31 protein-coding genes are annotated in these 24,795 nt (G+C 64.3%); 10 read left to right on the top strand and 21 right to left on the bottom strand.

Translation table 11 applies throughout. The features are described from left to right. Positions 1-278: 278 nt before the first annotated feature. The 3 genes from ACREE8_RS04495 to ACREE8_RS04505 form a co-directional block, all read right to left on the bottom strand. Entirely contained in the window at positions 279-698 is a 420-nt protein-coding gene (locus ACREE8_RS04495) for a DUF2442 domain-containing protein (protein WP_431571779.1), read from the bottom strand. Continuing rightward, positions 685-933 (bottom strand): DUF4160 domain-containing protein, encoded by a 249-nt coding sequence (locus tag ACREE8_RS04500; protein WP_431571780.1) that lies wholly within the window; start codon positions 931-933, stop codon positions 685-687. Before ACREE8_RS04500 ends, ACREE8_RS04495 begins: the two co-directional genes overlap by 14 nt. Before the next feature lie 391 nt (positions 934-1,324). After that, positions 1,325-1,954, bottom strand: coding sequence for an FMN-dependent NADH-azoreductase (locus ACREE8_RS04505; protein ID WP_431571781.1), 630 nt, complete (start codon positions 1,952-1,954; stop codon positions 1,325-1,327). Between the two features lie 117 nt (positions 1,955-2,071). On the opposite strand from ACREE8_RS04505, the gene ACREE8_RS04510 reads away from it, so the two are divergent. The 4 genes from ACREE8_RS04510 to ACREE8_RS04525 are packed head-to-tail and all read left to right on the top strand — an operon-like array spanning position 2,072 to position 5,661. Next, on the top strand, positions 2,072-3,025 hold the full coding sequence (locus ACREE8_RS04510; protein ID WP_431571782.1) for a LysR family transcriptional regulator: 954 nt from the start codon (positions 2,072-2,074) through the stop codon (positions 3,023-3,025). A gap of 26 nt (positions 3,026-3,051) precedes the next feature. Continuing rightward, positions 3,052-3,924, top strand: coding sequence for a sugar phosphate isomerase/epimerase family protein (locus tag ACREE8_RS04515; RefSeq protein WP_431571783.1), 873 nt, complete (start codon positions 3,052-3,054; stop codon positions 3,922-3,924). Continuing rightward, positions 3,921-4,961, top strand: coding sequence for an aromatic ring-hydroxylating oxygenase subunit alpha (locus ACREE8_RS04520; RefSeq protein ID WP_431571784.1), 1,041 nt, complete (start codon positions 3,921-3,923; stop codon positions 4,959-4,961). Before ACREE8_RS04515 ends, ACREE8_RS04520 begins: the two co-directional genes overlap by 4 nt. Positions 4,962-4,998: 37 nt before the next feature. Beyond that, positions 4,999-5,661, top strand: a complete 663-nt coding sequence (locus ACREE8_RS04525; protein ID WP_431571785.1) for a methyltransferase family protein — start codon at positions 4,999-5,001, stop codon at positions 5,659-5,661. A gap of 100 nt (positions 5,662-5,761) precedes the next feature. On the opposite strand, the gene ACREE8_RS04530 is transcribed toward ACREE8_RS04525, so the two are convergent. The 14 genes from ACREE8_RS04530 to ACREE8_RS04595 all read right to left on the bottom strand — a co-directional run bounded on the left by ACREE8_RS04530 (position 5,762) and on the right by ACREE8_RS04595 (position 15,706). Further along, positions 5,762-6,421 carry a thermonuclease family protein gene (locus tag ACREE8_RS04530; protein ID WP_431571786.1) on the bottom strand — a complete coding sequence of 220 codons (660 nt, stop codon included), beginning with the start codon at positions 6,419-6,421 and terminating at the stop codon, positions 5,762-5,764. A 365-nt stretch (positions 6,422-6,786) separates the two neighbouring features. Beyond that, positions 6,787-7,674 (bottom strand): polyphosphate kinase 2, encoded by an 888-nt coding sequence (ppk2, locus tag ACREE8_RS04535; RefSeq protein ID WP_431571787.1) that lies wholly within the window; start codon positions 7,672-7,674, stop codon positions 6,787-6,789. A gap of 440 nt (positions 7,675-8,114) precedes the next feature. Then, on the bottom strand, positions 8,115-9,407 hold the full coding sequence (locus ACREE8_RS04540) for an RNA polymerase sigma factor (protein WP_431571817.1): 1,293 nt from the start codon (positions 9,405-9,407) through the stop codon (positions 8,115-8,117). Positions 9,408-9,472: 65 nt separating this feature from the next. Beyond that, a complete protein-coding gene (locus ACREE8_RS04545; RefSeq protein WP_431571788.1) occupies positions 9,473-9,901 on the bottom strand; it encodes a YciI family protein in 429 nt (142 codons plus the stop codon). A gap of 27 nt (positions 9,902-9,928) precedes the next feature. Then, positions 9,929-10,357, bottom strand: a complete 429-nt coding sequence (locus ACREE8_RS04550; RefSeq protein WP_431571789.1) for a YciI family protein — start codon at positions 10,355-10,357, stop codon at positions 9,929-9,931. Between the two features lie 266 nt (positions 10,358-10,623). After that, positions 10,624-11,037 (bottom strand): VOC family protein, encoded by a 414-nt coding sequence (locus ACREE8_RS04555; protein WP_431571790.1) that lies wholly within the window; start codon positions 11,035-11,037, stop codon positions 10,624-10,626. 141 nt (positions 11,038-11,178) lie between these two features. Next, entirely contained in the window at positions 11,179-11,718 is a 540-nt protein-coding gene (locus ACREE8_RS04560; RefSeq protein WP_431571791.1) for an SRPBCC family protein, read from the bottom strand. 37 nt (positions 11,719-11,755) lie between these two features. Then, the gene (locus tag ACREE8_RS04565) at positions 11,756-12,547 is read right to left on the bottom strand and encodes a DUF899 domain-containing protein (RefSeq protein WP_431571792.1); all 792 of its coding nucleotides are present in this window, start codon (positions 12,545-12,547) and stop codon (positions 11,756-11,758) included. 28 nt (positions 12,548-12,575) lie between these two features. Further along, positions 12,576-13,052, bottom strand: coding sequence for an SRPBCC family protein (locus ACREE8_RS04570; RefSeq protein ID WP_431571793.1), 477 nt, complete (start codon positions 13,050-13,052; stop codon positions 12,576-12,578). Between the two features lie 47 nt (positions 13,053-13,099). After that, entirely contained in the window at positions 13,100-13,888 is a 789-nt protein-coding gene (locus ACREE8_RS04575; protein ID WP_431571794.1) for a DUF899 domain-containing protein, read from the bottom strand. 20 nt (positions 13,889-13,908) lie between these two features. Continuing rightward, positions 13,909-14,400 (bottom strand): SRPBCC family protein, encoded by a 492-nt coding sequence (locus ACREE8_RS04580; protein ID WP_431571795.1) that lies wholly within the window; start codon positions 14,398-14,400, stop codon positions 13,909-13,911. Then, complete coding sequence (locus tag ACREE8_RS04585) at positions 14,357-14,734, bottom strand: ArsR/SmtB family transcription factor (protein WP_431571796.1); 378 nt, start codon at positions 14,732-14,734, stop codon at positions 14,357-14,359. Before ACREE8_RS04585 ends, ACREE8_RS04580 begins: the two co-directional genes overlap by 44 nt. 138 nt (positions 14,735-14,872) lie before the next feature. Further along, a complete protein-coding gene (locus ACREE8_RS04590; RefSeq protein WP_431571797.1) occupies positions 14,873-15,232 on the bottom strand; it encodes a DUF1428 domain-containing protein in 360 nt (119 codons plus the stop codon). A gap of 27 nt (positions 15,233-15,259) precedes the next feature. Then, positions 15,260-15,706, bottom strand: coding sequence for a MarR family winged helix-turn-helix transcriptional regulator (locus tag ACREE8_RS04595; RefSeq protein WP_431571798.1), 447 nt, complete (start codon positions 15,704-15,706; stop codon positions 15,260-15,262). 226 nt (positions 15,707-15,932) lie between these two features. Between ACREE8_RS04595 and ACREE8_RS04600 the strand changes: the two genes are divergently transcribed. Both ACREE8_RS04600 and ACREE8_RS04605 read left to right on the top strand, forming a co-directional pair. Continuing rightward, positions 15,933-16,529, top strand: coding sequence for an SCO family protein (locus tag ACREE8_RS04600; protein ID WP_431571799.1), 597 nt, complete (start codon positions 15,933-15,935; stop codon positions 16,527-16,529). Positions 16,530-16,582: 53 nt separating this feature from the next. Continuing rightward, complete coding sequence (locus ACREE8_RS04605; RefSeq protein ID WP_431571800.1) at positions 16,583-17,056, top strand: copper chaperone PCu(A)C; 474 nt, start codon at positions 16,583-16,585, stop codon at positions 17,054-17,056. 43 nt (positions 17,057-17,099) lie between these two features. Here the strand turns inward: ACREE8_RS04605 and ACREE8_RS04610 are convergent, their stop codons facing one another. Both ACREE8_RS04610 and ACREE8_RS04615 read right to left on the bottom strand, forming a co-directional pair. Beyond that, positions 17,100-17,837, bottom strand: a complete 738-nt coding sequence (locus tag ACREE8_RS04610) for an SDR family oxidoreductase (protein ID WP_431571801.1) — start codon at positions 17,835-17,837, stop codon at positions 17,100-17,102. 20 nt (positions 17,838-17,857) lie between these two features. After that, entirely contained in the window at positions 17,858-18,643 is a 786-nt protein-coding gene (locus ACREE8_RS04615; protein ID WP_431571802.1) for a 2-keto-4-pentenoate hydratase, read from the bottom strand. Positions 18,644-18,849: 206 nt separating this feature from the next. Between ACREE8_RS04615 and ACREE8_RS04620 the strand changes: the two genes are divergently transcribed. The 3 genes from ACREE8_RS04620 to sodC all read left to right on the top strand — a co-directional run bounded on the left by ACREE8_RS04620 (position 18,850) and on the right by sodC (position 20,845). Continuing rightward, entirely contained in the window at positions 18,850-19,317 is a 468-nt protein-coding gene (locus ACREE8_RS04620) for a RidA family protein (RefSeq protein ID WP_431571803.1), read from the top strand. Further along, positions 19,314-20,123: a sulfotransferase gene (locus tag ACREE8_RS04625; RefSeq protein ID WP_431571804.1), complete on the top strand. Its 810-nt coding sequence runs from the start codon at positions 19,314-19,316 to the stop codon at positions 20,121-20,123. The genes ACREE8_RS04620 and ACREE8_RS04625 overlap by 4 nt, the downstream gene beginning before the upstream one ends. A gap of 191 nt (positions 20,124-20,314) precedes the next feature. Then, positions 20,315-20,845, top strand: coding sequence for a superoxide dismutase[Cu-Zn] (gene sodC, locus ACREE8_RS04630; RefSeq protein ID WP_431571805.1), 531 nt, complete (start codon positions 20,315-20,317; stop codon positions 20,843-20,845). A gap of 24 nt (positions 20,846-20,869) precedes the next feature. On the opposite strand, the gene ACREE8_RS04635 is transcribed toward sodC, so the two are convergent. After that, positions 20,870-21,745, bottom strand: coding sequence for a tetratricopeptide repeat protein (locus ACREE8_RS04635; protein ID WP_431571806.1), 876 nt, complete (start codon positions 21,743-21,745; stop codon positions 20,870-20,872). Positions 21,746-21,893: 148 nt separating this feature from the next. Between ACREE8_RS04635 and ACREE8_RS04640 the strand changes: the two genes are divergently transcribed. Beyond that, the gene (locus tag ACREE8_RS04640) at positions 21,894-23,063 is read left to right on the top strand and encodes a GNAT family N-acetyltransferase (protein WP_431571807.1); all 1,170 of its coding nucleotides are present in this window, start codon (positions 21,894-21,896) and stop codon (positions 23,061-23,063) included. 441 nt (positions 23,064-23,504) lie between these two features. On the opposite strand, the gene ACREE8_RS04645 is transcribed toward ACREE8_RS04640, so the two are convergent. Next, the gene (locus ACREE8_RS04645) at positions 23,505-24,701 is read right to left on the bottom strand and encodes an IS701 family transposase (RefSeq protein ID WP_431571808.1); all 1,197 of its coding nucleotides are present in this window, start codon (positions 24,699-24,701) and stop codon (positions 23,505-23,507) included. Between the last annotated feature and the right edge of the window lie 94 nt (positions 24,702-24,795).

Consider the following 24,795-nt stretch of genomic DNA (forward strand, 5'->3'; position numbering starts at 1 on the left):
GTCTCCCTGTCAACTTCCGGGCGCGCGACGGCGGCACGCGCCCGGAATTTTCGACCCCGACGAAAGACAGGGCCGCCACCAATTCGAGAGCGCCTGCCCTGGCCGCGGCGCCTCCGGTCTGAACGGCCCGCCCTCAACAGGCGGGCCGTTCCCGTTTCAGGAGCCCGAAAGGAGCACAGGAGGGAGAGAAAGCTCCGTCGACCGAGCGTCCCCTGCCCCATCGCAACCCCAGGAAAAAGAAAAAGGGTTACATGCCTCTCCCGCGAAAGGAGGCCTCTTCAGGTGAGTTCGCGATTCCGTTTCCGCGGGCGACCGCCAAGCAGACCGTTGGTACGGGACGCCTCTGCCTTCGCTTCCGTCTTCGCCTTGCCGCCGCGCATGCCCAGGCGTGCTGCCATCCAGCGGCGGGAGCCGAAAGATCCCTCAAGTAACGCCGGGATATAGAGGTCGGCGTCGATGCGAGGGAAATGAAGGCCGAAGCCCGAGGGGCTGATCTCGATCTCGCTGAGGTCGGCCGGGGTCGCCTGTTCCAAACCCTGGGCATCACCGGGCCGAAACGCGATCGTCAGACCCGTGCTTAGCTCGACGACAATCTTGCCTTGCCTCTTGTTGAAAGCCGCGGAGACCGCCCCGGGAACGGATTTCCGACGCTCAGCAGCGCGGGCATTCGCGCGATCGAATTCATCATGCTGCGCCATGAATGGCTCTCCATCGTTCGCAGAGATATCGCAGTCGGCCGGCAAAGATCATTTCGATCCTCCGAAGGTCCTGACGCGAGAAGCTGTAATTTTCCCGCAACGCCGGCGGCCCACCAGGACAATGCAGGCCGAATAGCGCTTCGCTTTCGGCCTTGATCACATGGACATGCGCAGGGCGGTGATCGTTGGGATAGATGACCACCCGATATCCCCGCTCGCGAAGCACCGTCGCCACGCCGTCCCTCTTATAACCTAAGCGCTTAGGTTAAAAACCACAAGCATTCTTTGCTGAGATGAGTTCTTCGTCTATAGATTGTATAATAAATTATTATTATCGTTTTGCGGGTCTATGTGTCAATTGGATCGCGACGGCGGGCTCAAAGCGCGGGACGCTTGCGGACGTTGAATGGCCGCAGCGGTCCTCGAATGGGGATATCGGCATCACACGAAATCCTGCGGGCCGAAAGGTGGCTCGCACCGTCAGCCACGACGACCCGTGCCGACTTCTTGCGCCGGCTCGACAGCATCCTTCGCCTTTCAGGCACACGGCAGGAGCTCATACTGGGCGTGGAAAAAGGCGGCCCACCGCTGGCGAGCCGCCTCTGTCGGACCGGACCACTCGAGGGTCAGGCCGCTTGCCGCTGCCGTTCCTCGATATGGCGGCCGAGCTCGGCATGGGCCGCGCCGATCGCCTGCTCCCGCGCCTCGGGGCCGAAGGCCAGCTTCTCGGCACGGATGAAGGTGACGTCGGTGATGCCGATGAAGCCCAACAGCGTCCGTAAGTGCGGCTCCTGGGAGTCGTAGGACTGCGCCGGGCCTTCGCTATAGAGACCGCCGCGGCTCTCGATCACGATCGCGCGCTTGCCGGTCACAAGGCCCTCGGGGCCCGTCTCCGTATAGCGGAAGGTGACGCCAGCGCGCAGCACATGGTCGAACCAGGCCTTGAGCGTCGAGGCGATGCCGAAATTATACATCGGCGCGCCGATGATGACGGTGTCGGCCGCCTTCAACTCGCCGATGAGCGTGTTCGAAAGCGCCTGCGTCGCGGCCTGGGCCGCATTGGCGGGCTCGCCGCCGCGAATGGCCGTGGCGGCGTCGGTCGTGAGATGCGGGACCGGCGTCTCGCCCAGATCGCGGGTGACGACGCGCAAGCCCGGATCCTGGGCGCGCAGATGGGCAACGGCCTTTTCCGCCAGTTGCCGGGAGACCGACGCGCCGGCCAGGGCGCTGCTGTTGACGACAAGAACGGTAGACATGGAATGAACCCCTTCAGGCATGAAGCTTGTTGGCGATGGCCTAAATCTAGTGGTTCACATTCCGCATCAGTATGCCCATAATCCGCATCTTACTGTTGCTCCAATAGGAACACTGCCATGGCCGAGCTGGACGATCTCAAGGGCTTCGTCGAGGTGGTCGAAACCGGCGGATTCGGCCGGGCGGCCAAGCGGCTGGGGGTGTCGAAATCGATCATCAGCCGGCGCATCGCGCGGCTCGAAGCCGAGCTGGGGACTCGTCTCCTCAGCCGGACCACGCGCGGCGTCAGCCCCACCGAGGCGGGGCTGGAGTTCAAGACCCGCAGCCAGCGGATCCTGGCCGACCTCGACGAAGCGCGCGATGCCGTGGCCCAGCAGGGCAGCGGCGTCATCGGTCGCTTGCGACTGTCGCTGCCGCTCTCTTTCGGCCTTCGCCATGTGACGCCCGTCCTGGGCGAGCTGGCGAAACGTCATCCCCGGCTGGAGATCACCGCGGAGTATAGCGACCGCTTCGTCGACCTGATCGGCGAGCGGTTCGATGCCGCGGTCCGACTGGGCCTGCTGAAAGATTCGAGCCTGGTGGCGCGCCGGATCGCGCCCATCTATGGCGCCGCAGTGGCAAGCCCCGCCTATCTGGCCGAACGGGGCCGCCCGGAAACGCCCCAGGATCTCGGCAAGCATGAATGCCTGATCTATACCGGCACCTCGGTGGCGGAATGGTCCTTCCGCGTCGGCAAGCGCTGGACCGCGGTGCGGCCCGCCGGACGGCTTCGCTCCGACAGCGGCGAGGCGCTGATGCAATGGGCGACCGACGGCCTTGGCATCGCGGTCCTGCCGACTTTCATCATCTCGGATGCGGTCGAGAGCGGCCGCCTCGAGCCCCTCCTCACCGATTTCGCGATGCCGGAAGCCGGCCTGTTCCTGGTGCGGCCGCCGGGCGCGCAGGTCTCCGGCAAGCTCCGTGTCCTGATCGATGCGCTGGTCGAACGCTTCGGCGGCGAGACTGGGTGGGATCCCTGTCATATGGCGGCGCGGCGGATGGCCCAGCGCACCGTCGCCACCTCGGCGGAATGACCCCGGTCGGAAAGGCGCCCCCGCCGATGCAGAAACTCCTCGTCTTCCAGTCGCTCTGGGCGATGGAGCGCCGCCGGCCCGACGGGCTGGAATGGCCGCTCGAAGAGAAGATCCGCATGATCGCCGAAGCCGGCTTCGACGGCGCCAGCGTCGATTTCGGCGATCTCGCCTTCGCGCGCCAGGCCACCGGCCTGCTGCGCGAGCGCGGCCTCACCTGGCAGATCGAGGCCTTCATCTCGACGGTCGAGGCGTTGAAGCCGATCCTCCAGGGCGCCCGCGAGCTGGGCGGGACCCACATCAACCTGCTGCCTGTGGTGCGGCCCTACACCCTGGAAGAATGCGTGCCCTTTATCGAAGGCTGGCGCGCGCTGGCGGCCGAAGCTGGCATCAAGCTCAATGTCGAGACGCATCGCAACGAGATGACGACCGACCTCATCTTCACGCTGCATCTGCTCGATCGCTTTCCCGATCTGCGCCTCGAGGCCGATCTCTCGCATTTCCTGGTGGGGCGCGAGTTCTGGTATCCGATCTCGGAAGAGAACCATGCGCTCATCCATCGCATCCTCGACCATGGCTGGGGGCTGCAGGGCCGTATCGGCAGCCGCGAGCAGATCCAGATCCAGATCGACTTCCCGCAGCACCGCCATTGGGTCGAGCTGTTCTTGAGCTGGTGGGACTATGGCATGCGGAGCTGGCGCCGTCGTGCCGGGCCCGATGACAGCCTGACCTTCCTGTGCGAGCTTGGGCCCAAGGAATATGCGATCACGGGCCCGGACGGTTACGAGCTTTCCGACCGCTGGCTCGAGGCGCAGAAACTGAAGACCATGGTGCGCGATCTCTGGGCGCGGCTCGATGCGGAAGCCGCCGCCACGCCCCACGGTCGCGAGAGGACGCAATGACCCAGACCCTGCTGCCGGTCTCCTGGTATGTCGATGCGGAGGCGCATCAGCGCGACCGCCAGCGGATCTTCGCGCGCAACTGGTCGCTGTTCGGACCGGTGGAAGGCCTGCGCGAGGCGCGAAGCTGGCGCGCCGACAACGTCAATGGCTGGCCGGTCTTCGTGATCCGGGGCGACGACGGTGTCCTGCGCGGCTTCCACAATGTCTGCCGCCATCGCGCCGCGCGGTTGCTGACGGGCGAAAGCGGCACTTGCGCCCGCATCGTCTGCCCCTATCACGCCTGGACCTACGATCTGACCGGCGCCTTGCGCAAGGCACCGAACTTCGGCGCCGACGGCGAGCTCGATCTCTCAGAGCGCGGCCTCTTCCCGATCCGGGTCGAATGCTGGAACGAGCTGGTCTTCGTCTGCTTCGACGAACGCGCACCCGATCTCACGAGCTGGCTCGGCAGCCTGCCGGGCTTGTGCGACGAGTTCCCCCAGCCGGCCGACCTCGCCTTGAATGGCAGCTTCTCGGCCGAGGGCGACTGCAACTGGAAGGCCTATTGCGAGAACACGGTCGAGGGCTATCACCTGCCGCTGATCCATAAGCGGCTGACGGCCGCGGTCGATCGCAGCCATACGCAGATCAAGGCTTATGACGAGGGCCGGCTCGTCGTGTTCCATGTCACTTATGCCGGCGAGGACAGCGCGCTGCGCGGCAACCAGGGCATCTGGTTCTACCGGTTCCCGGGATTCCAGGGCGTGGCCGGGGCGCGCAGCTTCAAGGCCGAGCGCATCGAGCCGCTTTCCCCCACCCGCATGAAGCTCACCAACTGGTCCTGGTTCGCCGACCTCTCCGCCGAGGAGCGGGCCGATTCCACGGAATGGAACAAGCAGATCACGCGAGAGGATATGGGTGTGTGCGAGAGCGTGCAGCGGAATTTCGAGGCGGGCGTCTATCAATCAGGCCTGCTGTCGCCGCTGCAGGAAGGTCATCTGGCGCGGCTGCAGCACCTGATCGTCGAAGCGATCGACGGCACCGACAAGGGACCTTGATCGGCGGCTATCACTGTCAGGAGATCAACACCTGGACATGAAACTGCTAGGCAATCTCCTGGCCGTCCTTCTTGTCATGGCGGCAATGCTGTTCATCCCCGCCGGAAGCGTCAACTACTGGCAGGCCTGGGTGTTCCTTGCCACCTATGCCATTTCGTCGCTCGTAATCACCCTCTATCTCATGCGAAAGGACCCGGCGCTCTTGGCGCGACGCAAGCGAGGCGGGCCGACGGCCGAGAAGGAAACGACCCAGAAAATCATCATGTCCTTCGCGTCGCTGGCCTTCATCGGCCTGCTCATCGTGCCCGCGCTCGATCATCGCTTCGCCTGGTCGCAGATGTCGCCTTATAGCGCGTTGGCTGGAGACCTGATTTTTCTTCTCGGCTGGGTCGCGATCTTCTTCGTCTTCAAAGAAAACACCTTTGCCTCGGCCACCATCGAGTTGGCTCCCGATCAAAGAGTCATCTCGACGGGTCCCTACGCGCTCGTGCGGCACCCCATGTATGCCGGAGGCCTCGTGATGCTTCTCGGCATACCGATCACGCTTGGTTCCTGGTGGGGGTTGCTCGTCATCGCTGCGCTGGTTCCCGCGCTGATATGGCGCCTCCTCGACGAGGAAAGGTTCCTGGCGAGGAACCTGCCGGGCTATCGGGAGTACCTGAAAAAACTGCGCTATCGCCTGATACCCATGATCTGGTAGCCCGCCAGACGGGCTGTTGTTGCGAACATTGCCCACCCTGCCGCCACATATTCAACTTGCCATACAGTGCCGTTCTGGTGAGTCCATTGGGGCGTGCGGACTAATGGGTCCTGCGCCACTCCCACGGCAGCATGAACGAGCCGGCCCAGATCCCGAGCTTCCCCGCCTGTGCGGCATTCTCCTGCGGCACATAGTCGAGGCTGTGGTGCCGGTACGCCACCGCCCAGCCCTGTGCGACCATCCAGGCGTTCAAATCCTCCGAACCCAGACGGCAAACTGCAACTGTGCGGCCGAAGCGGTCGACGCCGCGCGAGCGGCATGACACCGTGCCGCCGGCGATGTGATCGACCAGGGCGACGGTTGCCTTCCAGCCGCAGTCGAAGACCTGGCCGGAGGCGTTCTTGCAAGTCTGATTGCTCTCCGGTGCATCGATCCCGAAGAGCCTGATTCGCGTGCCGTGAATATTGATCGTGTCGCCGTTAATGACGCGAGGATACCCGGAAGCGACGATGTTCGGCGAAGCCCCGCTTTGCAGTTCTGGGGGCGAAGCCGGGCTGTTCCGGTCCGGTGCATTGTGGCTTACCGCAGCGCTTGCCAAAACAGCCGCAGCAAGCGTCAACCACGACAGTCGGAGCGAGGCGTCCTGAGAAATCGCTTTACTGGCGCTGCCATGCTGTGGCCAGAACATACGCACCGCACGCAGAACAATGAGCGCGCCGATCATCGCTAAGGTTGCAATGCGAGCGGTACTCACGGGCATCGCCTGTGCTCCCGGAACATTGCCGCTGTTCCTTGCTCAGGGCGTCAGTACAGGGGGCGACCCTGCCTTCGCCAACAGAGCTCTGGCGGCAGCATATATCTGAGTTTCCTAAGCGTGCGCTTAGTGTTGTTGACACTCCCTTAAGGGCCCGAACTGGGCGCCCGCCGCCTCACTCGGCGGGTTTCCCGCAGCCGCTAGGCCGTCTACTCATAATCGTGCGGTTCAGCTCAAGAGCGCTTGATGTCCGCTATGCCCCTGACAGCGGCGCGAAAGCCGACATCGCGGGATTTCCGCGTTGTGCCACCAGCGGACATTCTCCGCTGCCTTGAACGAGGCATTATGCATGACGGGCGCCAGCAGTGCCTTCAATAGGCTTTCGGAACGAACCTCTGCTTCGATTTCGGAGGCCGTTGGTAGCCGGTGTCGGCCTCTCGCGAGGGCAGCGGTATCTCGATCGGCTTCATGTCGGGGTACGGGATCTGCTGCAGCAGGTGCCGGATGCAGTTGAGCCGTGCCCGCTTCTTGTTGTCGGCGTCAACCACGTTCCAAGGGCTCTCCTTGGTGTCGGTATAGGCAAACATCTTGTCCTTGGCCTTTGAATACTCCACCCACAACTGGCGTGCCTTGAGATCCATCGGGCTCAGCTTCCAACGCTTGAACGGATTCTGCATGCGCTCGTGAAAGCGCGCTTCCTGCTGCTTGTCGCTGACCGAAAACCAATACTTGATGAGATAGATCCCCGAGCGGATCAGCATCTCCTCAAAGAGCGGACAGGCGCGCAGAAACTCCTGATATTCCTCCTTGGTGCAGAATCCCATGACCCGCTCGACGCCCGCCCGGTTGTACCAGCTGCGATCGAACAGCGCGATCTCGCCGCGCGCTGGAAGCTCCGCGACATAGCGCTGAAAATACCACTGCCCGCGTTCGCGCTCGGTCGGCGTCCCCAACGCGACGATTCGGCAGACCCGTGGATTGAGCGGCGCGGTGATGCGTTTGATGACGCCTCCCTTGCCGGCGGCATCACGGCCTTCGAACACCACGGCGACCTTCAGACCCTTCATGCGCACCCATTCCTGCAGTTTGATGAGCTCGAACTGAAGGTGGGCGAGTTCCTCGACGTATTTGTATCTTCCGGGCGGGACGCGCAGCTTCGACCTGCCGGTGAGCTGCCAGTTCTTCTCGATCGTCGCGAATTCTTTGGCGTCGGCGAGTGTCTGACCACCGCCCCGTTCTGCAGCCTGGTCCTTCGCCATGAATGCCACCTCTCGTGCCTCGCGTACAGGAAATGCCGGCCCGCGCCGCGAAACCGACACCGGTCGCCATGTCACGGAACCGTTTTTCCCTCAGCTCCATATTACAAAATTCGGAGAGGAATCCTATGCTTACTATCCCGTTCAAAATGGGGTTGATCCGTGGGTCTCCATCGGACAACGTCTTTCATTGCCCCATGGGGCTGCGGCAAGAGGCAGTGAACTCGCGAGCGCGCTTTGCGGCCGGCCGGGCCATCTACCGCCCCTGTGGTCCGCTTTGGGTCAAAAGCGGAAGTACCGCAGCATAACGGCGGAGGTCTGCTCCTCGCCCTTCTCGGAGTTGCCGCTACGTCTGGCTTCCATCCGCTGAGAGCTCCAAATCCGACATCGACGAAACATTGCACGTCGGCAAAGCAAGGGTTCCAGAAAACGGTGGCATAGTATTACTGCTGTGTCCCTGGGACAGCGGGATAAGCGTTCCCACATTCAGCGGCACGTTCCAGCAGCAGCATGCATTCGCGGGCATTGCGAGTGAGCGAGGCGGCGCGCTCGAATTCGGCGCGGGCTTCGTCGGTGCGGCCGAGCTTTCTCAAGAGATCGCCGCGCACGGCGGGCAGCAGATGATAGGCCTTGAGCGCCGGCTCCGCCGCGAGCCGGTCGATCCGCTCGAGCCCCGCCGCCGGGCCCGAGGCCATCGAGACCGCCACGGCATGATTGAGGGCCACCACCGGCGAGGGCGCGACCTGGGAAAGCATGTCGTAGAGCGCCACGATCCGCGGCCAATCGGTCTCGGCCGCCGTCAGCGCCCGCACGTGACAGGCGGCGATCGCGGCTTGAAGCGCATAGGTTCCGAACGCCCCTTGCAGGCCTTCGGCACGCTCGAGCGCGGCCAGCCCGCGCCGGATCAGCAGATAATCCCAGCGGGCGCGGTCCTGGTCGAGCAGCAGGATCGGTTCGCCGGAAGGCGATGTCCGCGCGCCGAAGCGCGAGGCCTGGATCTCCATCAGCGCCACCAGCCCATGGACCTCGGGCTCGAGCGGCGCCAGCTCGGCCAGGATCCGGCCCAGCCGCAACGCCTCTTCGCACAGCGCCGGCCGCATCCAATCCTCGCCGGCAGTCGCCGCATAGCCCTCGTTGAAGAGGAGATAGATCACCTCCAGCACCGAGGCCAGGCGTGCGGCCAATTCTTCCCCTTGCGGCAGCTCGAAGGGGACCTTTGCCGCGGCCAGGGTCCGTTTCGCACGCACGATGCGCTGGGCGATGGTCGGCTCCGGCACCAGGAAGGCGCGGGCGATCTCCTCGGTGGTGAGGCCGCCCAGCAGCCGGAGCGTGAGGGCGAGCCGCGCCTCGGTCGAGAGCAGCGGATGGCAGGCCGTGAAGATCAGCCGCAGCAGGTCGTCGCCGACCGGATCGTCGAGTGCCGTTTCCAGCTCCGTCACCGCCTGCTCCTGGCGGGCGTCGAGCTCGCGGCCGATTTCCTCATGCTTGGGCCCAAGGCGCTTGTTCCGGCGCAGACGATCGATCGCGCGGTTCTTCGCGGTCGCCATCAGCCAGGCACCGGGTTTATCCGGAATGCCCGACTGCGGCCAGCGCTCGAGGGCGGCCACGAGCGCATCCTGCGCGAACTCCTCCGCGAGGCCGACGTCGCGCAGCATGCGGGCGAGGCCCGCCACGAGCCTCGCCTGCTCGATCCGCCAGATCGCGTCGATCGCTTGATGGATGCCGGTCGCCGTCACAGCGACCAATCACACCATCTTCCTCCGCTTATCGCAACCGAAGCGGCCGCCCCACTGAGGCGGGATCAGCTCCCGCGGCGTTGCCCGGATTTCGCCAGCATGTCGGAAAACCCCTCCACCGCTTTCTGAACATCGGCCGGGAAATCCGACATCTCCTGCACCTGACGGATCTCGATGGTCTCGTTTTCTCCGGCCGGGCAGCGGGAGGCCCATTCGATCGCCTCGGCCTTCGATTTCACCTGGATCATCCAGTAACCGCCCAGCACCTCCTTGGCCTCGGCGAAAGGCCCGTCCGTGACTTTGGCCTTGCCGCCCGGGAAGGTGACGCGCGCGCCCATCGAAGGCGGATGGAGACCGTCGAGGGCCAGCAGCACGCCGGCCTTCTGCAGGGACTCGTTGTATTTCATCATTGCCGAGACGGCATCGGCACTCGGCAGGGTGCCCGGCGTGGCGTTCTCGTAGCCCTTGGGAATCATCAGCATCAGGAATCGCATGGTCGTTTCTCCTTGTAGGGCCAGGGTTCAATGCTTGCGCTCGATTTCGGCGCGGAGGCGATTCTCCGCTTCACGAAGCTCGGGCGTGAACTCCTCACCGAAATCCTCCGCCTCGAAGAGCGGACGGATTTCGAGCTCGAGATTGCCGTTGGCGTCGAGCGCCGGCCAGCGTTTGGCCCACTCGATCGCCTCGGCCTTGGATTTCACCTGGATCAGGAAATAGCCGGCAATCAGTTCCTTCACCTCGGTGAAGGGTCCATCGATGACGCGCGGCTTGCCATTGGCGAAATTCACCCGGAAGCCCTCGGCGCTCGGACGCAATCCTTCGCCACCTAGAACCACTCCGGCCTTCGCCATTTCCTCCATATATTGGTTTATGGCGGCCAGTATCTCCGTGCTCGGCTTGACCAGGCCCTCGGTGTCCTTGTCTGCCTTGCGGATAATCATGAAACGCATCGAAGTCACTCCATCGGTTTCGGTTCGGGAGCCGGAGTGCGGCCGGTAGGGCCGGGTTGGACTCGGGCTCTGTCTGAACGACGAACGGGCTCTACTCAAATCGACATCACCGCTGAAAAATTTCTTCGAAACCTCAAGTCTCTGAGATTCCTGGCCGATCCGCCCGTAATAGAAAGAGGGCCAGTAGGACGCAGCGGCTGGCCCTTGCCGATCCGCCCCGTCCCCTGGCCCTCTCTCGTCAATACGAGAAATGGCGACGCCGTGGTTTAATGCGCCACGATCACCATCCAGCCCACGCCGAACTTGTCCTGCAGCATGCCGAAACGCGGCGAGAAGAAGGTCTTGGCCAACGGCATTCGCACCTGGCCGCCTTCGGCCAGGGCGTTGAACCGCCGATCGGCCTCGGCCTCGTTCGGCACCGTGAGCGTCAGGGAGAAGCCCTCGAAGGCCGCCTTCTGCTGGCAGCCGCCATCCGTGGCCATCACGGTCGAGTCACCGATCTTCATCGCGGCATGCATCACCTTGTTCTCCGAGCCAGGCGGAACCATGCCCGGCGGCGCGGGCTCCGGGCTGTCCTTGAAGCGCATCAGCATCGTGGTTTCGGCGCCGACGGCGCGGCGATAGAACTCGATCGCTTCCTCGCAGCGGCCATCGAACATCAGATAGGGTTGAACGAGCATGATATCTCCTTGTCAGGGTTGTAAGAGGTTGACGTCGTCGATGTCTGGAAGGCGTCGGCGGTGCGGCAAGGTCGGCTGCCGCCCGTCCCTGTTGTTATTGTTGCGTCCAACTGGACGAAGCGAAGACGGTGGCTCCTGGGCCTATGACGCGGGCGCCGACTCCACCAGGGTCTTGAGCTGTGCCAGTCCCTGCTCGAACTGGCCGCCCACCATCTTGTCCATGTTCATGAACAGCCCCACGGCCTTGAACATGAAATTGTTGTGACCGGTCATGCTCCAGGTGATCGCGGTCTGCCCGCCCTGGGGCGCCAGGCTGAACTCCGCGATGTTGGTCGCGGCGAAAGGCTTCAGGAAATCGAGCTGGATCTGGACCAGCTCGTTGGGCCGGCTGTCGGTGATCGTCGCCTTGCCCTCGCCCACTTGCTTGTTGCCGACCCACTCATAGATCGCGCCGACGCCGGCAGGCGCGCCGCTATAGGTCCTTTTCAGTGCCGGATCGATCTTGTCGTAGGGCGACCAGGCTTCCCATTTGTGGAAATCGTTCACCTGGGCAAACACGGCGTCGGCTGGTGCTGCAATCGTGGTCGTGCGCTCGATGCGGAAATCAGAGGGCTGCAGCGCCACGACCACGACGAAGATTGCGACGATGAGGGCAATGCCGATCAGGATCTTTATGAGCATGGAAAAATTTCTCCGGGAAAAAGAGGGAACAGACCCTTCAGGAATGGCAGCAGGAAGGCGATTTCCGGTCGTCATACTTGTCGTGATGACGGAGCCAGTTCATGCCCTGGCCGAGATCGGGCATTCCGTCCCAGCCTTCCCCACGGCCGAATGGCGTCAGGTCGAGGAGATGATGGGTCGTGATCAGGGAATCGAGCCCGCGGGCATAGCTCGAATAGCTGTGGAAGATTTCGTCGCCGTCGCGCAGGAACACGCTGATCCCCGGCAACTCGCCCTTGGTCCAGGGAATCTTGCCGGATTGCTGCAGCGCCGCCGCGCTCTGGAAATTCCACTCGGTGCTGCCCTTGGCAGGGTCCAGCGTGACATGGAAGTCGTAGTTGAAGTCGCTGCCGAAGGAGGAATACCAGGGCATGGCCCAGCCCATGCGGCGCTTGAAGGGCGCGATCTTGGCGAGCGGTGCGCGTGAGACCATGGCGAAGGTCGTTTGGCGCGCATGGAGATGCGACAGATCGGGCATATTATCGGCGAAATAGGAGCAGCCCGGGCAGCCCTCGTCCCACGGCGCCCCCGACTGACCCGGCGGCGCTGCGTCCGCATCCAGCATGAAGTGATAGACAATGAGCTGACGGCGGCCTTCGAACAGGTCGGGCAGCTTCACCTTCCCGTCCGGGCTTTCGAAGCCATAGCCCTTGTCGACCCGCACCATCGGCAGCTTGCGCCGCTCCCGGTTCAGGGCATCTTGCGCACGGGTCAGTTCCTTCTCCTTGGCAAGCAGCGCCTTGCGGGCTGCCAGCCATTCCTCGCGCGATGCGATCTTCTGCGTTTCCATGATCTGTCTCCGACGATCGGACGTTTTGTCAGTGGGCCGGGGTCTCTCGCTCCAGGGTCCGGCCAAGGCTGTTCAGTAGGCCTTTCGTGCCTTCTTCGCGCGACTTCACATTGTCATAGCCATCGAGGAAGGCGCCCTGCTCGGTGAAGGTCAGCTTCGTACCCTTGCCCTGCGGTTTGAGCTGCACGGTCGCGAGCGACACCGAGATCCGGATCTTGTCGAGATGCATGTCGTAACAAATGACGATGCGCTCGCCAGGGACGATGTCCTGGTAGGTCGCATTGTAGGTATGCGCTGTGCCGCCCTTCTGCCGGCTGGTGACGCGCTCATGTCCACCAACTCTGAAGTCGAGCTCGAGCTTGCCGGTCTCCCAGCCCTCCCCGTCGCCGGCGAACCAGCGCGCCTTCGCCTCCGCCGACGCCCAGGCGGCGAAGACCCGCGCCGGCGGAGCATTGTAGATCCGCTCGATGGTGAAAGTGGCATGCGTCACGGATCGCTCCGTCATCGCTCTCTCCATGGGGCCGGCATACGCAGGCGGGAAGCGGTTTGGGTTCATCCCACCTTGTCGAGCTGCCTGCGCATTTCCGACACCGGGTCGGTTTGAGCGTCGCAGCAGGAGTCGTTGCTGGCGGTGGCATCCGGCGGTGCGTCATAGCGGTCATGATGGCGCACCCAATCCATGCCATGCGCCTCGTTGCGGCCGTTGGGCGTCATATCGAGGAAATGATGCGCGCCCAGCAGGATGTCCCCGCCGCGTGCATAGGCCGAATAGGTATGGAAGATCGTGCCCGACGGATCCTTGTAGAAGACGCTGATGCCGGGCAGCTCGTCGAACATGTAGTCCATGGTCTCGAAATTATAGACGACCCTGCCCCTGGCCTTGTCCTTTGGGGTGAAGGAAACGTGATAGTCGAAATTGAAATCGTTTGCTTCCGACGAGACCCATTTGAAGCGCCAGCCCATGCGCTTCTTGAACTCCTCGATCTTCGGCCAGGGTGCGCGCGAGACCGCCATCAGCGTCACGTCATGATGCTTCAGATGGAGATTGGGGCCATCCATGTGATCGGCCATGAAGGAGCAGGATGGACAGCCCTGCGGCCAATCCGGGCCGAACATGAAATGATAGATGATCAGCTGGCTGCGGCCGGCGAACAGATCGGACAGGGTCTGCTTTCCGCGAGGACCCTCGAAGATATAGTTCTTCTCGACCTTGACCCAGGGAAGCTCGCGCCGCTCGGCGGCGAGCTCGTCCTGCAACCGGGTCAATTCCTTCTCCTTCGCCAGATGCGCCTTGCGCGCCGCCAGCCATTCCCGCTCCGAGACGATCTTGTGCGGTTGCATGTCGACTCTCCGTTGATGGGTCAAGGCCGGTCGGCCAGGTGACGTTCGAGATGGTCGATGCTCTGATTCCAGCCTTCCTTCGTGCCGTTGAGCATGGCGCCGGCGATATCGCCCGAGCCGCGTGCCGTCGTCCTTAAGGTGAGCACCGTCTCGCCCGCCTGCCCCGACAGGGTGACCTCGACGACGGCGTCCAGCCGCGGCATCTGCTGGGCGTCATAGGCGGTCGCGACGATGACCAGGCGTTCGGGAGCGACGACCTCGCGGTAATGGCCGCGCATCCAGTAATCGCCTTTGTCCGCCCAGCGCATGCAGAGCGTGAAAACGCCATCGGGTCGGGGGTCCGCCTCGCAATGAGGGATCGTGAATCCGTTGGGCGCCCACCATCGCGCGATGCGCCGGGCGTCGGTCCAGGCTGCGAAAACCGTTTCGCGCGGTGCCGCGAAGACGCGCGTGAGGGTGATCGTCCGTTCAGTGGGTTTCGCGGCGGCGGCGTTTCCTGCCTTTACGGGCATGTTTCTTCTCTTTGCTGTCGAGTTCACGCAGATAGGCATCCAGCCGGTCGAGACGCGCTTCCCAGAAGCGCCGGTAGCGATCCACCCAGTCGGCTACTTCTTGCAACGGGGCCGCCTCGATCCGGCAGGGCCGCCATTGCGCCTCGCGGCTGCGGGCGATCAGGCCGGCGCGCTCCAGCACCTTGAGATGCCTGGAGACCGCGGGAAGGCTGATCTCGAAGGGCTCGGCCAGCTCGGACACCGAACTCTCGCCCAATGCCAGCCGCGCCAGGATCGCGCGCCGCGTCGGATCGGCCAGGGCCGCGAAGGTGGCGCTGAGCGGGTCGGACGTCATCGTTATTACACCACATCGTTAATTAACCTCATGGTTAAATACTGTTTGCCACCCGCCGTCAAGACGTCACCTGGGAGAGATAGGCGACAAGCCGGCCGAAGGCGCGGGCTATCACCGAAATCACACAGGCATGGGAACCTAGGCTTCGACGATCACCCTGAACCCGCCATAGGACATGCGCTTCGGGTCGAAAGGCATGCCTTCCGGCATCGCCATCTTCGCGAGGCGCGGATCCTTCATCACCTTCGCCACCACGCGATCGCGATGGGCCCGCGATTTATAGACGACCCAGGAGAAGACGACGGTCTCGCCGCGCTTGGCCTTGGTGATGCGCGTGAAAGGCAACACCATTTTCACCGCGAGATCGTCCCCGACACATTCGCGATATTCGAGCGCGCCATGCTCGCGCCAGACCTTGCTGGCCAGCTTCGCCATGCGGCGATAGACCGCCAGATTCTTCTTCGGGATCGGCAACAGAAATCCATCGACGTAAGCCATCGGAGTCCCCAGAAAATTTGAATGGGATCAGGAAAGCGCCATCAGATCGCCGCGCAGCCGATCGGGGCTGGAAGCGCCCAGCAGGCGGTCGATCGCCGCGTGGGTCTTCTTCCAGATCGGAACGGCCGCGGCGAGGAGCGAACGACCCGCGGAGGTCAGCGCCATGCGCCGGCTGCGCTTGTCGGCCTCGTCGACAGTCACGGTGACCAGCCCCCGCCGCTCCAGCGGCTTGAGATTGGCCGTCAAGGTGGTGCGGTCCATCGCCAGGAGATGCGCCACGCTGCCGATGCTGGGCGGCTGGGGGCGATTGAGCGACATCAGCAGCGAGAACTGCCCGTTGGTCAGGGCCAGTGGCCGCAAGGCCTCGTCGAAACGCCGCGCCACCGCCCGCGCCGCCCGCTGCACATGGAGGCAGAGGCAGGTGTCGCGAACCAGATGCGTGATCTCGTAGGGAACTTCGTCGCGTTTCGACATGACGTTATTATGTTGATATCAACCTACCTGTCAAGATGACGTCGGCGTCATCGCGTCGGGTCGAAATCCGCACTTCCAGAGAGACCAAAAGCCGCACATCCCCTTGGATTCCCGCGCGTTCTTGCCGCAGTTCTCTCGTCTTCCCTGCCCTGCGACCCGGTATATGCTGCGCCCGTCTCTGCCGCCTGCTCTTGCGGCACGGCTCTTGAAGGAGACTCTGTCGCCGATGAAGCGTGGCCTCCTCCTCGCCGGGCTGGTGATCGCCGCCGCGATCTTCGTGACGAGCGTCACCGTGCTGCTGCTCGAATGGCGGTCCCGCGAGACGGGCCAGACCACCGCCGCCGATATCGGCGGGCCTTTCAGCCTGACCGATCAGGATGGCAAGAAGGTCACGGATGCCGATTATGCAGGGCAGTGGAAACTGGTCTTCTTCGGATTTACCTCCTGCCCGGAGGTCTGCCCGACGACCTTGAACCGCATCTCGCTGACCCTGAAGGCGCTGGGCCCGCTCGGCGACAAGCTGCATCCGCTCTTCATCACGGTCGATCCGGAGCGTGATACGCCCGAGGTGATGAAGAGCTATGTCGACGCCTTCGATAAGCGTATTACTGGATTGACCGGCACGCTGGCCGAGATCGATGCCGTCGCCAAGGCCTATCACGCCTTCTATCAGAAGGTGCCGCAGGGCAATGACTACACGATGGACCACAGCACGCTGATCTATGTGATGCGGCCCGACGGACGCTACGAAACGCTGCTGCGTTATGACGACAGCCCGGCCGAGATGGCCGACAAATTGAAGCCGCTGCTGCAGCAGGGCTGACCCCAGGCGTGACCGCCGCTGGCGCCTCGACCCTTCAGGAACGGGATCGAACGATGATTCTCAGAGACATGCTCGGCGGGTTTCTCGCCCTTTTCATCGCCGTCGCCAGCGCCGGCCAGACCCATCACTACAAGCTGGGGGGCCTGCAGATCGACGATCCCTGGTCGCGCGCCACGGTGAGCGCTGCGCCCAACGGCGTCGTCTATCTCACCATCAAGAACACCAGCACGACGCCGGACAAGCTCATCGATGTTGCCTCGCCGGCAGCGGACCAGGCCCAGGTCCACGATATGAAGGTGGAGAACGACGTCTCGCAGATGTGGCTGGTGGGCAGTGTCGACCTGCCTCCGGGCCGCACCGTCACGCTGGCGCCCAACGGCCTCCACATCATGCTACTGGGCCTCAAGAAGCCGCTCGAGGCGGCGCAGACCTTCCCCGTGACGCTGACCTTCGAGAAGGCCGGCAGCATCACCATCGACGTCCCGGTCGAGCCCATGGGTGCCACAGGGCCGTCGCAAGGGAGCTGAGGCTCTTTCGCCGGGATGACGGGACGCGCTCAGCGCGCGCCCGTCAAATCGAGCGCAGCATCCCGCCGTCGCAGGCGATGGCCTGGCCGGTGATGTAGCCGGCGGGTTCGGAGGCGAGGAAGCAGGCGAGCGCCGCGAACTCCTCGGGCCTGCCGATGCGGCCCAGCGGCACGGTCTTCGCCACCTCCTCCGCCTTGAAGCCCGCCTCCTTCAGCCGCTCGGTCAGCGTATAGCCCGGCATCAGCGCGTTGACGGTGATGCCGTCGGGGCCGATCTCGCGGCTCAGCGCGTTCACCATGCCATGCAGGCCTGCCCGCAGCGCGTTCGACATCATCAGATTCGGCAGGGGCTCGCGCGCGGCGATCGAGGTCACCAGCAGGATCCGGCCCCAGCTCTGCGCCCGCATGCCCGGCAAGGCCGCGCGGATCGGCGCCACCGCGCTGAGCCAGAGCGCTTCGAAGCCGGCGCGCCATTGCGCATCGTCGATCTTGTCGAAGCTCGCGGGCGACGGCCCCCCGGTGTTGACCAGCAGGATATCGATGGCACCGCCCAGGCGCTGAGCCGCCTCGTCAACCAGTCTCGCGGCGGCGCCGGCTTGCGAGAGATCGCAAGGAATGCCGACGGCGCCGATCTCCTTCGCCGTCCGCTCGAGCCGTGCGGGATCGCGCGCGCAGATCGCGGTCGCGACACCCTCGGCCAGCAGCGCCTCGGCCACGGCCCGGCCGAGCCCGCGCGACGCCCCCATCACCAGGGCACGGCGCCCCTTGATCCGGTAATCCATGAATCGCGCTCCCTTCCTGCTCAGCGCACCGTCACATCGACATGCCCGAGATTCGACACATCGAAATCATACCGCTCGGGCCCGGCCGGAAAGCGTGTGGTGACGAGACTGCCGGTCATGACGAACTGACCGGCCTTGAGACCGAGGCCCAGTTCCGCCAGATGATTGGCGAGCCAGGTCAGCGGCTCGAAGGGATGGCCCAGCACGTCGGCGCCGGTGCCCCGGCCGATCTCCGCACCGTCGCGCCGCACGACGCCTTCGACCGGTGCGAGCTCCGGCCAGCTCGTCTTGTACTCGCCGAACACCACGCCGGCGTTCCAGCTGTTGTCCGCGACCAGCGAGCGAACATCGAGCCCGGCGTAATCGGCGCTGCGGTCGTCCACCACTTCGAAGGCGGGGCAAACCGCATCGACCGCATCGGCAACCATCTCGCGGTCATAGGGCGCATCGCCGGGCGGCAGGTCGCGGCCCACCCGCGTGCAGATCTCGAACTCCAGCCCCAGATGGACGTGATCGGCCAGCGCCAGCGTGACGCCGCTGCGATGGATGCGGTTCGCCAGCACCGCACCGGCGATCGGATGGTCGATCCCGCACATATGCTGCATGCGCTTGGTGGTGAGGCCGATCTTGTAGCCGGCGATCGCCGCCCCGCTCTCGGCCTGCATCAGCTCGACGAAACGGCCCTGCACCGCATAGGCGGTCTTCAGATCATCGACCGGCCAGGCCGGCGACAGGGTCTTGAATTTCTCGCGCTGGCGATGCTGGCGCATCAGTTCCTGCGCGATTCCGTTCTGGTCCTTCGCCATATCGCCCCCAGTGCCCTCGTGCCATCGGCCTCGTCTCCGCGCCCAGAGGCCCCTGGGCACCGGCCTGGGCCAGACTAAACCCCTTCCCGTCTGGGCCCACAAGACGCGAAAGGAGGCTGGGCGACGGTCTGGAAGGGCGGCGGTCGAGCCGCTATGCTCCGCCCCCTGTTTCGCGCCTTACCTCGACCCATAGGGAGACCCTGGCCATGACCGGACGCATCGACAAGATTCTCGCCGACAAGAAGATCGAACTGCCCAAAGCCGCGGCGCCCGTGGCGAACTATGTGCCGGTCGTGATCGCCAACGGCTTCGCCTATCTCGCGGGCCAAGTGACGGTGTGGAATGGCGAGTTCAAATTCACCGGCAAGCTTGGCAAGGATTTCGCGGTCGAGCAGGGCCAGCAGGCCGCGCGGATCTGCGGGCTCAATATCATCGCCCAGCTCAAAGCGGCCCTGGGCGGGGACCTCGACCGGGTGAAGCGCGTGGTGCGCCTCGGCGTGTTCGTGAATTCGGCCGACGATTTCTACGACCAGCCGAAGGTCGCCAACGGCGTTTCGGACCTGATGGTCGAGGTCTTCGGCGATGCCGGCAAGCATGCCCGCTCCGCCGTCGGCGTGAACACGCTGCCGCTCAATGTCGCGGTCGAGGTCGACGCGATCTTCGAGATCGCGTGATCGCAAGCCCGGACGTCGCTCGCGAAGCGCGCATCGCCTTGCTCAGTCCGGTCCTGATCGGTGCCAGCGGCGGTTCCGGCACGCGCGTCCTGCGCGACGCGCTGGCCGCCGCCGGCTTCTATATGGGCTATGACACGTTGGGGACGGGGGATTCGGTCGAGCTGGCCGATTTCTTCGACCGCCAAATCGCACCAGTCCTGGCCGCCACGCACCGGGTGGATTATGAGCTCGATCAGGTTCCCCCGGCGCTGCGAAGCCGGGTGCAGCTCGATCTCGAAGCCACGCTGGCGAGCTATCTCCAGCATCATACGGGCGGCGGCGGCGCCTGGGGGCTGAAGGGTCCGCGCACGCTCTTCATGTTGCCCTTCTTCCATGAGCAGCTGCCCGATTTCGCCTTCGTGCAGATGATCCGCGACGGCCGCGACATGGCGCTCTCGGGCAATCAGGGCCAGTTGCGGCGCTATCATGAACCGCTTCATGGCGAGACCTTGCCGCCCGATCTGGCGGTTCCGGCGGCGCGGCTCTGGGCCAAGGCCAATCTCGAAGCGGCCGACTGGTGCCGACACCATATCGCCGGGCGCCATTGGGTCCTGCGCTATGAGGATCTCTGCCGCGATCCCCGGGCGACGCTCCGGGCCCTGTTCGATTTCCTCGGCGCGTCTTTCGCCCCGGACTTGCTGGAGCGGTTGGCCGGCGGCGTGAAGCCCTCGGCCGGCATCGGGCGCTGGCGTCAGCTCGATCCTGTCAAGGCCCGCGCCATCACCGAAGCCGCCAGGCCCGCCCTCGCCCGGTTCGGCTATAGCTGACATCGCGGTAATGAGCGGGATCGTTCTATCCTACTCTAGCCCCTAGGTTTAGCTGGTCCTTGACTCTGCCTTGCGGCGTCGGGCGTGTTTCGCGATCGAAGGCGGCAGATATTTTCCCCGCGTCATGGGAACGCCGCCCTCGCGCTCACCGCTTATCAACTGCGCCAAACTTCTTCTCTCGAGGTCACCCCATGATCCGCACCTGTCTTCCCCGCCTGACGATGACATTGCTCGCCCTCGGCCTCGCCATCGGCACGGCCCGGGCGGCCACGAGCCAGTCCAGCGACCTCGTGGGCGCCGATGGCGGCATGATCGGCAAGATCACCGTGACCGATGCGCCCAATGGCGTTCTGCTGCGCATCACCGCCAAGGGCCTGACGCCGGGCTGGCATGGGGTGCATTTCCACGAGAAGGCCGATTGCTCGGGGCCGACCTTCAAGAGCGCGGGCGCCCATGTCCACAGCATGACGCCGGTGACTCACGGGCTGCTCAATCCGCAGGCCAATGACGATGGCGATCTGCCGAACCTCTATGTGGCGGCCGACGGCAACGTGACGGTCGAGCTCTATTCGACATTGGTGTCGCTGAAAGGCTCGGGCAACCGCCCGGCCCTGCTCGACGCCGACGGATCGGCGGTCGTGATCCATGCCAATCCCGACGACTACATGACCCAGCCGATCGGTGGCTCCGGCGATCGCGTGGCCTGCGCGCCGATCAAATGAGAGGGGTGGGGTTGAGGCTGCGATCTAGGAGATCGGCGGCTCGTTACAAGCCGTGGGGAGCGGAACCGCATCTTCCGAGGGCCCTGCCCGGTTACCGGCGCGCATCAATCGGCCGATCAGATCGTTCTTCCAAGCCTTCAAGCCGAACCCGTTGAGGAAATCGGCGCCGCTGTCGCTGAGCTCATCCGGCCGATCGGCGAGATCGAGCGCGCGTTGCCATTGCTGCACCGCCTGGCTGGTCTGCCCCATCTGCCAGAACGCATCGCCCAGATGCGCCTGCACTTCGGGATGGCCCGGATCATGCATCGCCGCATCGCAGAGATAATGAAGCGCCTCGGGATAGCGCCGGAGCTGATAGAGCGCCCATCCGTAGGAGTCCAGATAAGCCGGCTCGTTGGGCACCGCGCTCAGCACATCCTGGAGCATCGCCAGGGCCTGATCGATGTTCCGGCCGGAATCGATCCAGCTATAGGCGAGATTGTTCTTGGCATTGACGACGCCGGCATCGGTCGCGCGCTGATACCAATATTCGGCGAGATCGTGGTTGAGCGGGAGGCCCAGGCCGAAATCATAGGCATAGCCCAGCGCGTCTTGCGCACCTGCGATGCCGGCATTGGCCGCCGTCGAGAAATGCTCGGCCGCGGCCGCCTCGTCGCGCGGCGCGCCACGGCCGGCGGAGTCCATCAACCCCAGGCCGTAATTCGCCTCGGCATCGCCCTCGTTCGCCAGCGATTCGAACAGCGCCCGCGCCGTGGCATCGTCGCCGGCGTCATAGGCAGCCCAGGCCTCGCCCAGTTGGTCCTCGCGAGAATCCGCGGTCGCCGGTCCAACCGCCAGCAAGCAAGCCAGCAGCAGGGCCGCCATCAGACCGACCGGTATGCGCCATCGGACAGGGCTCATGGGACGGCCGAAATCATATCACGAGGGCTGGGGCGGAAATGCGGCAGGATTTTCGGGGCAAAGGGCCGCCAGATCGGGGTTGTCGGAAGCGCCGCGGCGCCCCATCCTTTGAGGCAGATGTCCACGTCCCCTGGCGGCCCATCCTCCCATGGCTGATGACGGCGAACGGATCGAGGCGCGGCTGCTCGGGCGGATTGCGGACATTCCCGCGGCCGAGTGGGACGCCTGCGCCGGTACCGGCAATCCTTTCGTCTCGCACCGGTTCCTGAGCGCCCTCGAGGAGAGCGGCTCGGTCGGCGGCGACAGCGGCTGGATTCCGCGCCATCTGCTGATCGAGGATGCCGGCGGCAAGGCCCGGGCGGCCGCCCCGCTCTATCTCAAGGCCCATTCCTACGGCGAATATGTCTTCGATCATGGCTGGGCCGAGGCCTATGAGCGCGCCGGCGGGCAGTATTATCCCAAGCTGCAGCTTTCGGTGCCCTTCACGCCGGTGCCCGGACCCCGCCTGCTGCTGCGCCCCGCCGAGGACGCGGGCCGCTATCGCGACATCCTCGCCGCCACGCTGGTGGCCGCGGCCGAGCAGCTCAAGGTCTCGTCCCTGCATGCGACCTTCCTCCCGGCGGAGGATGCGGCGGCGCTGGCCGAGGTCGGGTTCCTGCTGCGGCGCGGCTATCAGTTCCACTGGCAGAATCGCGGCTATGGCAGCTTCGAGGAATTCCTGGGCGATCTCTCCTCGCGCAAGCGCAAGGCGATCAAACGCGAGCGCCGCGAGGTGGCCGAGGCCGGCGTGACGCTCCTGCCGCTCACCGGACGCGACATCCAGGAGAAGCATTGGGACGCCTTCTTCCACCATTATCAGGCCATCAGCGACCGCAAATGGGGCACGCCCTATCTGACGCGCTCTTTCTTCAGCCTGCTCAGCGAGCGCATGGCGGACCAGGTCCTGCTGGTGCTGGCGGAAGCCGGAGGGCGCTTCGTCGCGGGCGCGCTCAACCTGATCGGCAGCGAGCGGCTCTATGGCCGCAATTGGGGCGCCACGCAGGAGATCCCCTTCCTCCATTTCGAGGCTTGCTACTACCAGGCGATCGAGTTCGCGATCGCGCGCGGCCTGAAGGTGGTCGAAGCCGGCGCGCAGGGCGAGCATAAGGTGCAGCGCGGCTATCTTCCGGTCGAGACGGTAAGCGCGCATTGGATCGCCGACCGGGGTCTGCGCTCGGCAGTCGCGAATTTCCTGAAGCGCGAGACGGCAGCGGTACGCGCTGAGATCGGCATGATGGCGGCGGAGAGTCCGTTCAAGCAGGACGGGTGCGGCGAGTAAGTCGCAACGATTAGAAGGCGAGATAGCAAAAGTTTTCTCGCCCCCTCCCCTTGCGGCTATGGCATTCACACATCTCGTCCGTCTACGCCGATCGGTCGGAAAAAGACGAGTCATTTCAAAGACCGCACCTACTCAGGACGTCGAAGTCTGCCCACGCTGAGCCAACTGTAAGGGCTTGATACAGAGTCGATTTTTGAGATGTGTGAATCCGATAGCCCTTGCGGGAGGGGGTAGGGGGAGGGGCGCCGCCACGCGATGCACCGAGTGCTTGGCACCCCCCTTCCTAGCATTACAGTTGCTTTTTCTTTTTGAGATGGGCGCGGCGGGCCTCGGCTTGATGAGCGCGCCGCCAGAGCGACCATGCGATGACGTGGGCGGGCTGGATGCGCCGTTGGGCGAGCTTGCGGGCGATGCGGCGGATTTCCTGGATCGACCAGCGGATCAGGAGCGCCGCCGAAGACGTGGCGCTGTTTTTTTGAGCGGTACGGCATTGGCCTGATGACGGATGACGGCCATCATGGCGAAGGCGAGCATGACGAGTGAGACATGCCGGTGCCAACCGTGCCAGGAGCGGGTCTCGTTGTGATCGAGGCCGAGTTCGTTCTTGGCGGTTTCGAAACTGTCCTCGATGGCCCAGCGATGGCCTTCGACCAATACCAGTTTTTTTATCGATGTGCCCTTGGGACACCAGGTGGAGAAGAAGGCGAGATCGCCGTCGGCGATGTTGCGGCGGATCAGAAGACCTCGCGTCCACTGCCCCGAAAGAGTGCCGTTGTATTCGCCGGCGTCGAGATCGGCCAGTTCGACATAGGCCCAGTCATGCAGGCGCGCGCCTTTGGTCCCCTCGCCGGCTGACAGGCGCCGCCAGGCGGTCTTGGGAAGATTTTGCGCGATCTTCGCGGCGGCGCCGCCAACGAGCTGCTTCTTGCCCCAGGAACGGAACACGTGGTTGGCGGCAACGCCCAGGACATAGCCCTTGCCCGCCTGGCGGAGGAGAGTTTCGATGTCTCCCGTGCCATATACGCTGTCCGCTGCAACGAAGGAGAACGGCACCTTTGCGGCGATCACACGCGCGATCATCCCGCGCGCGATCTGGGGCTTCGTGGCAAAATCCACGTCCTCCGGTACATGCGCCGCCTTCATGCGATCGGGAGCGTCCGTCCACTCCTTCGGCAAATAAAGCGCCCGGTCGATGAAGGCATGGCCGTGGCGCGACACATAGGAGGCGAACACGCCGATCTGGCAATTGGTGATCTTGCCCGCCGAGCCCGTGTACTGGCGCGTAACACCGCACGACGCCTTGCCCTGCTTCAAAAAGCCCGTCTCGTCGATGACAAGAACCGCATCCTCATCGGCAAGCGTCTCCAGCGCGTAATCGCACACGATGTCGCGCAGTGCATCCGCGTCCCACCGGCCACGGCCCAGGATTGCCTGCTGGCGCCACGGGCCGGAATCGCCGGCCGATTCTGCGCGCATCCAGCCTGTCTTGCGGGGTTCGTTCCCCAAAAGACCATCCAGAAACTGACCTGCCGATGCCGCAACCCGGTCCTGAGCGAACAAGGGGCGAATTCGCGCTTTCACATCCCGCAACGACGACGCCCACAGCTCAAGCGTCGTCTCGATCGATGCTCCTGCCATCCATGATCCTCCGATTCATGGGGGCCCATAGATTCAGACCTCACACTAAAATGCAACTGTAATGCTAGCCTTCCCCCTCAAGGGGGGAAGGGAC

This window comes from Hypericibacter sp. (assembly GCF_050729195.1).
Lineage (GTDB): Bacteria > Pseudomonadota > Alphaproteobacteria > Dongiales > Dongiaceae > Hypericibacter.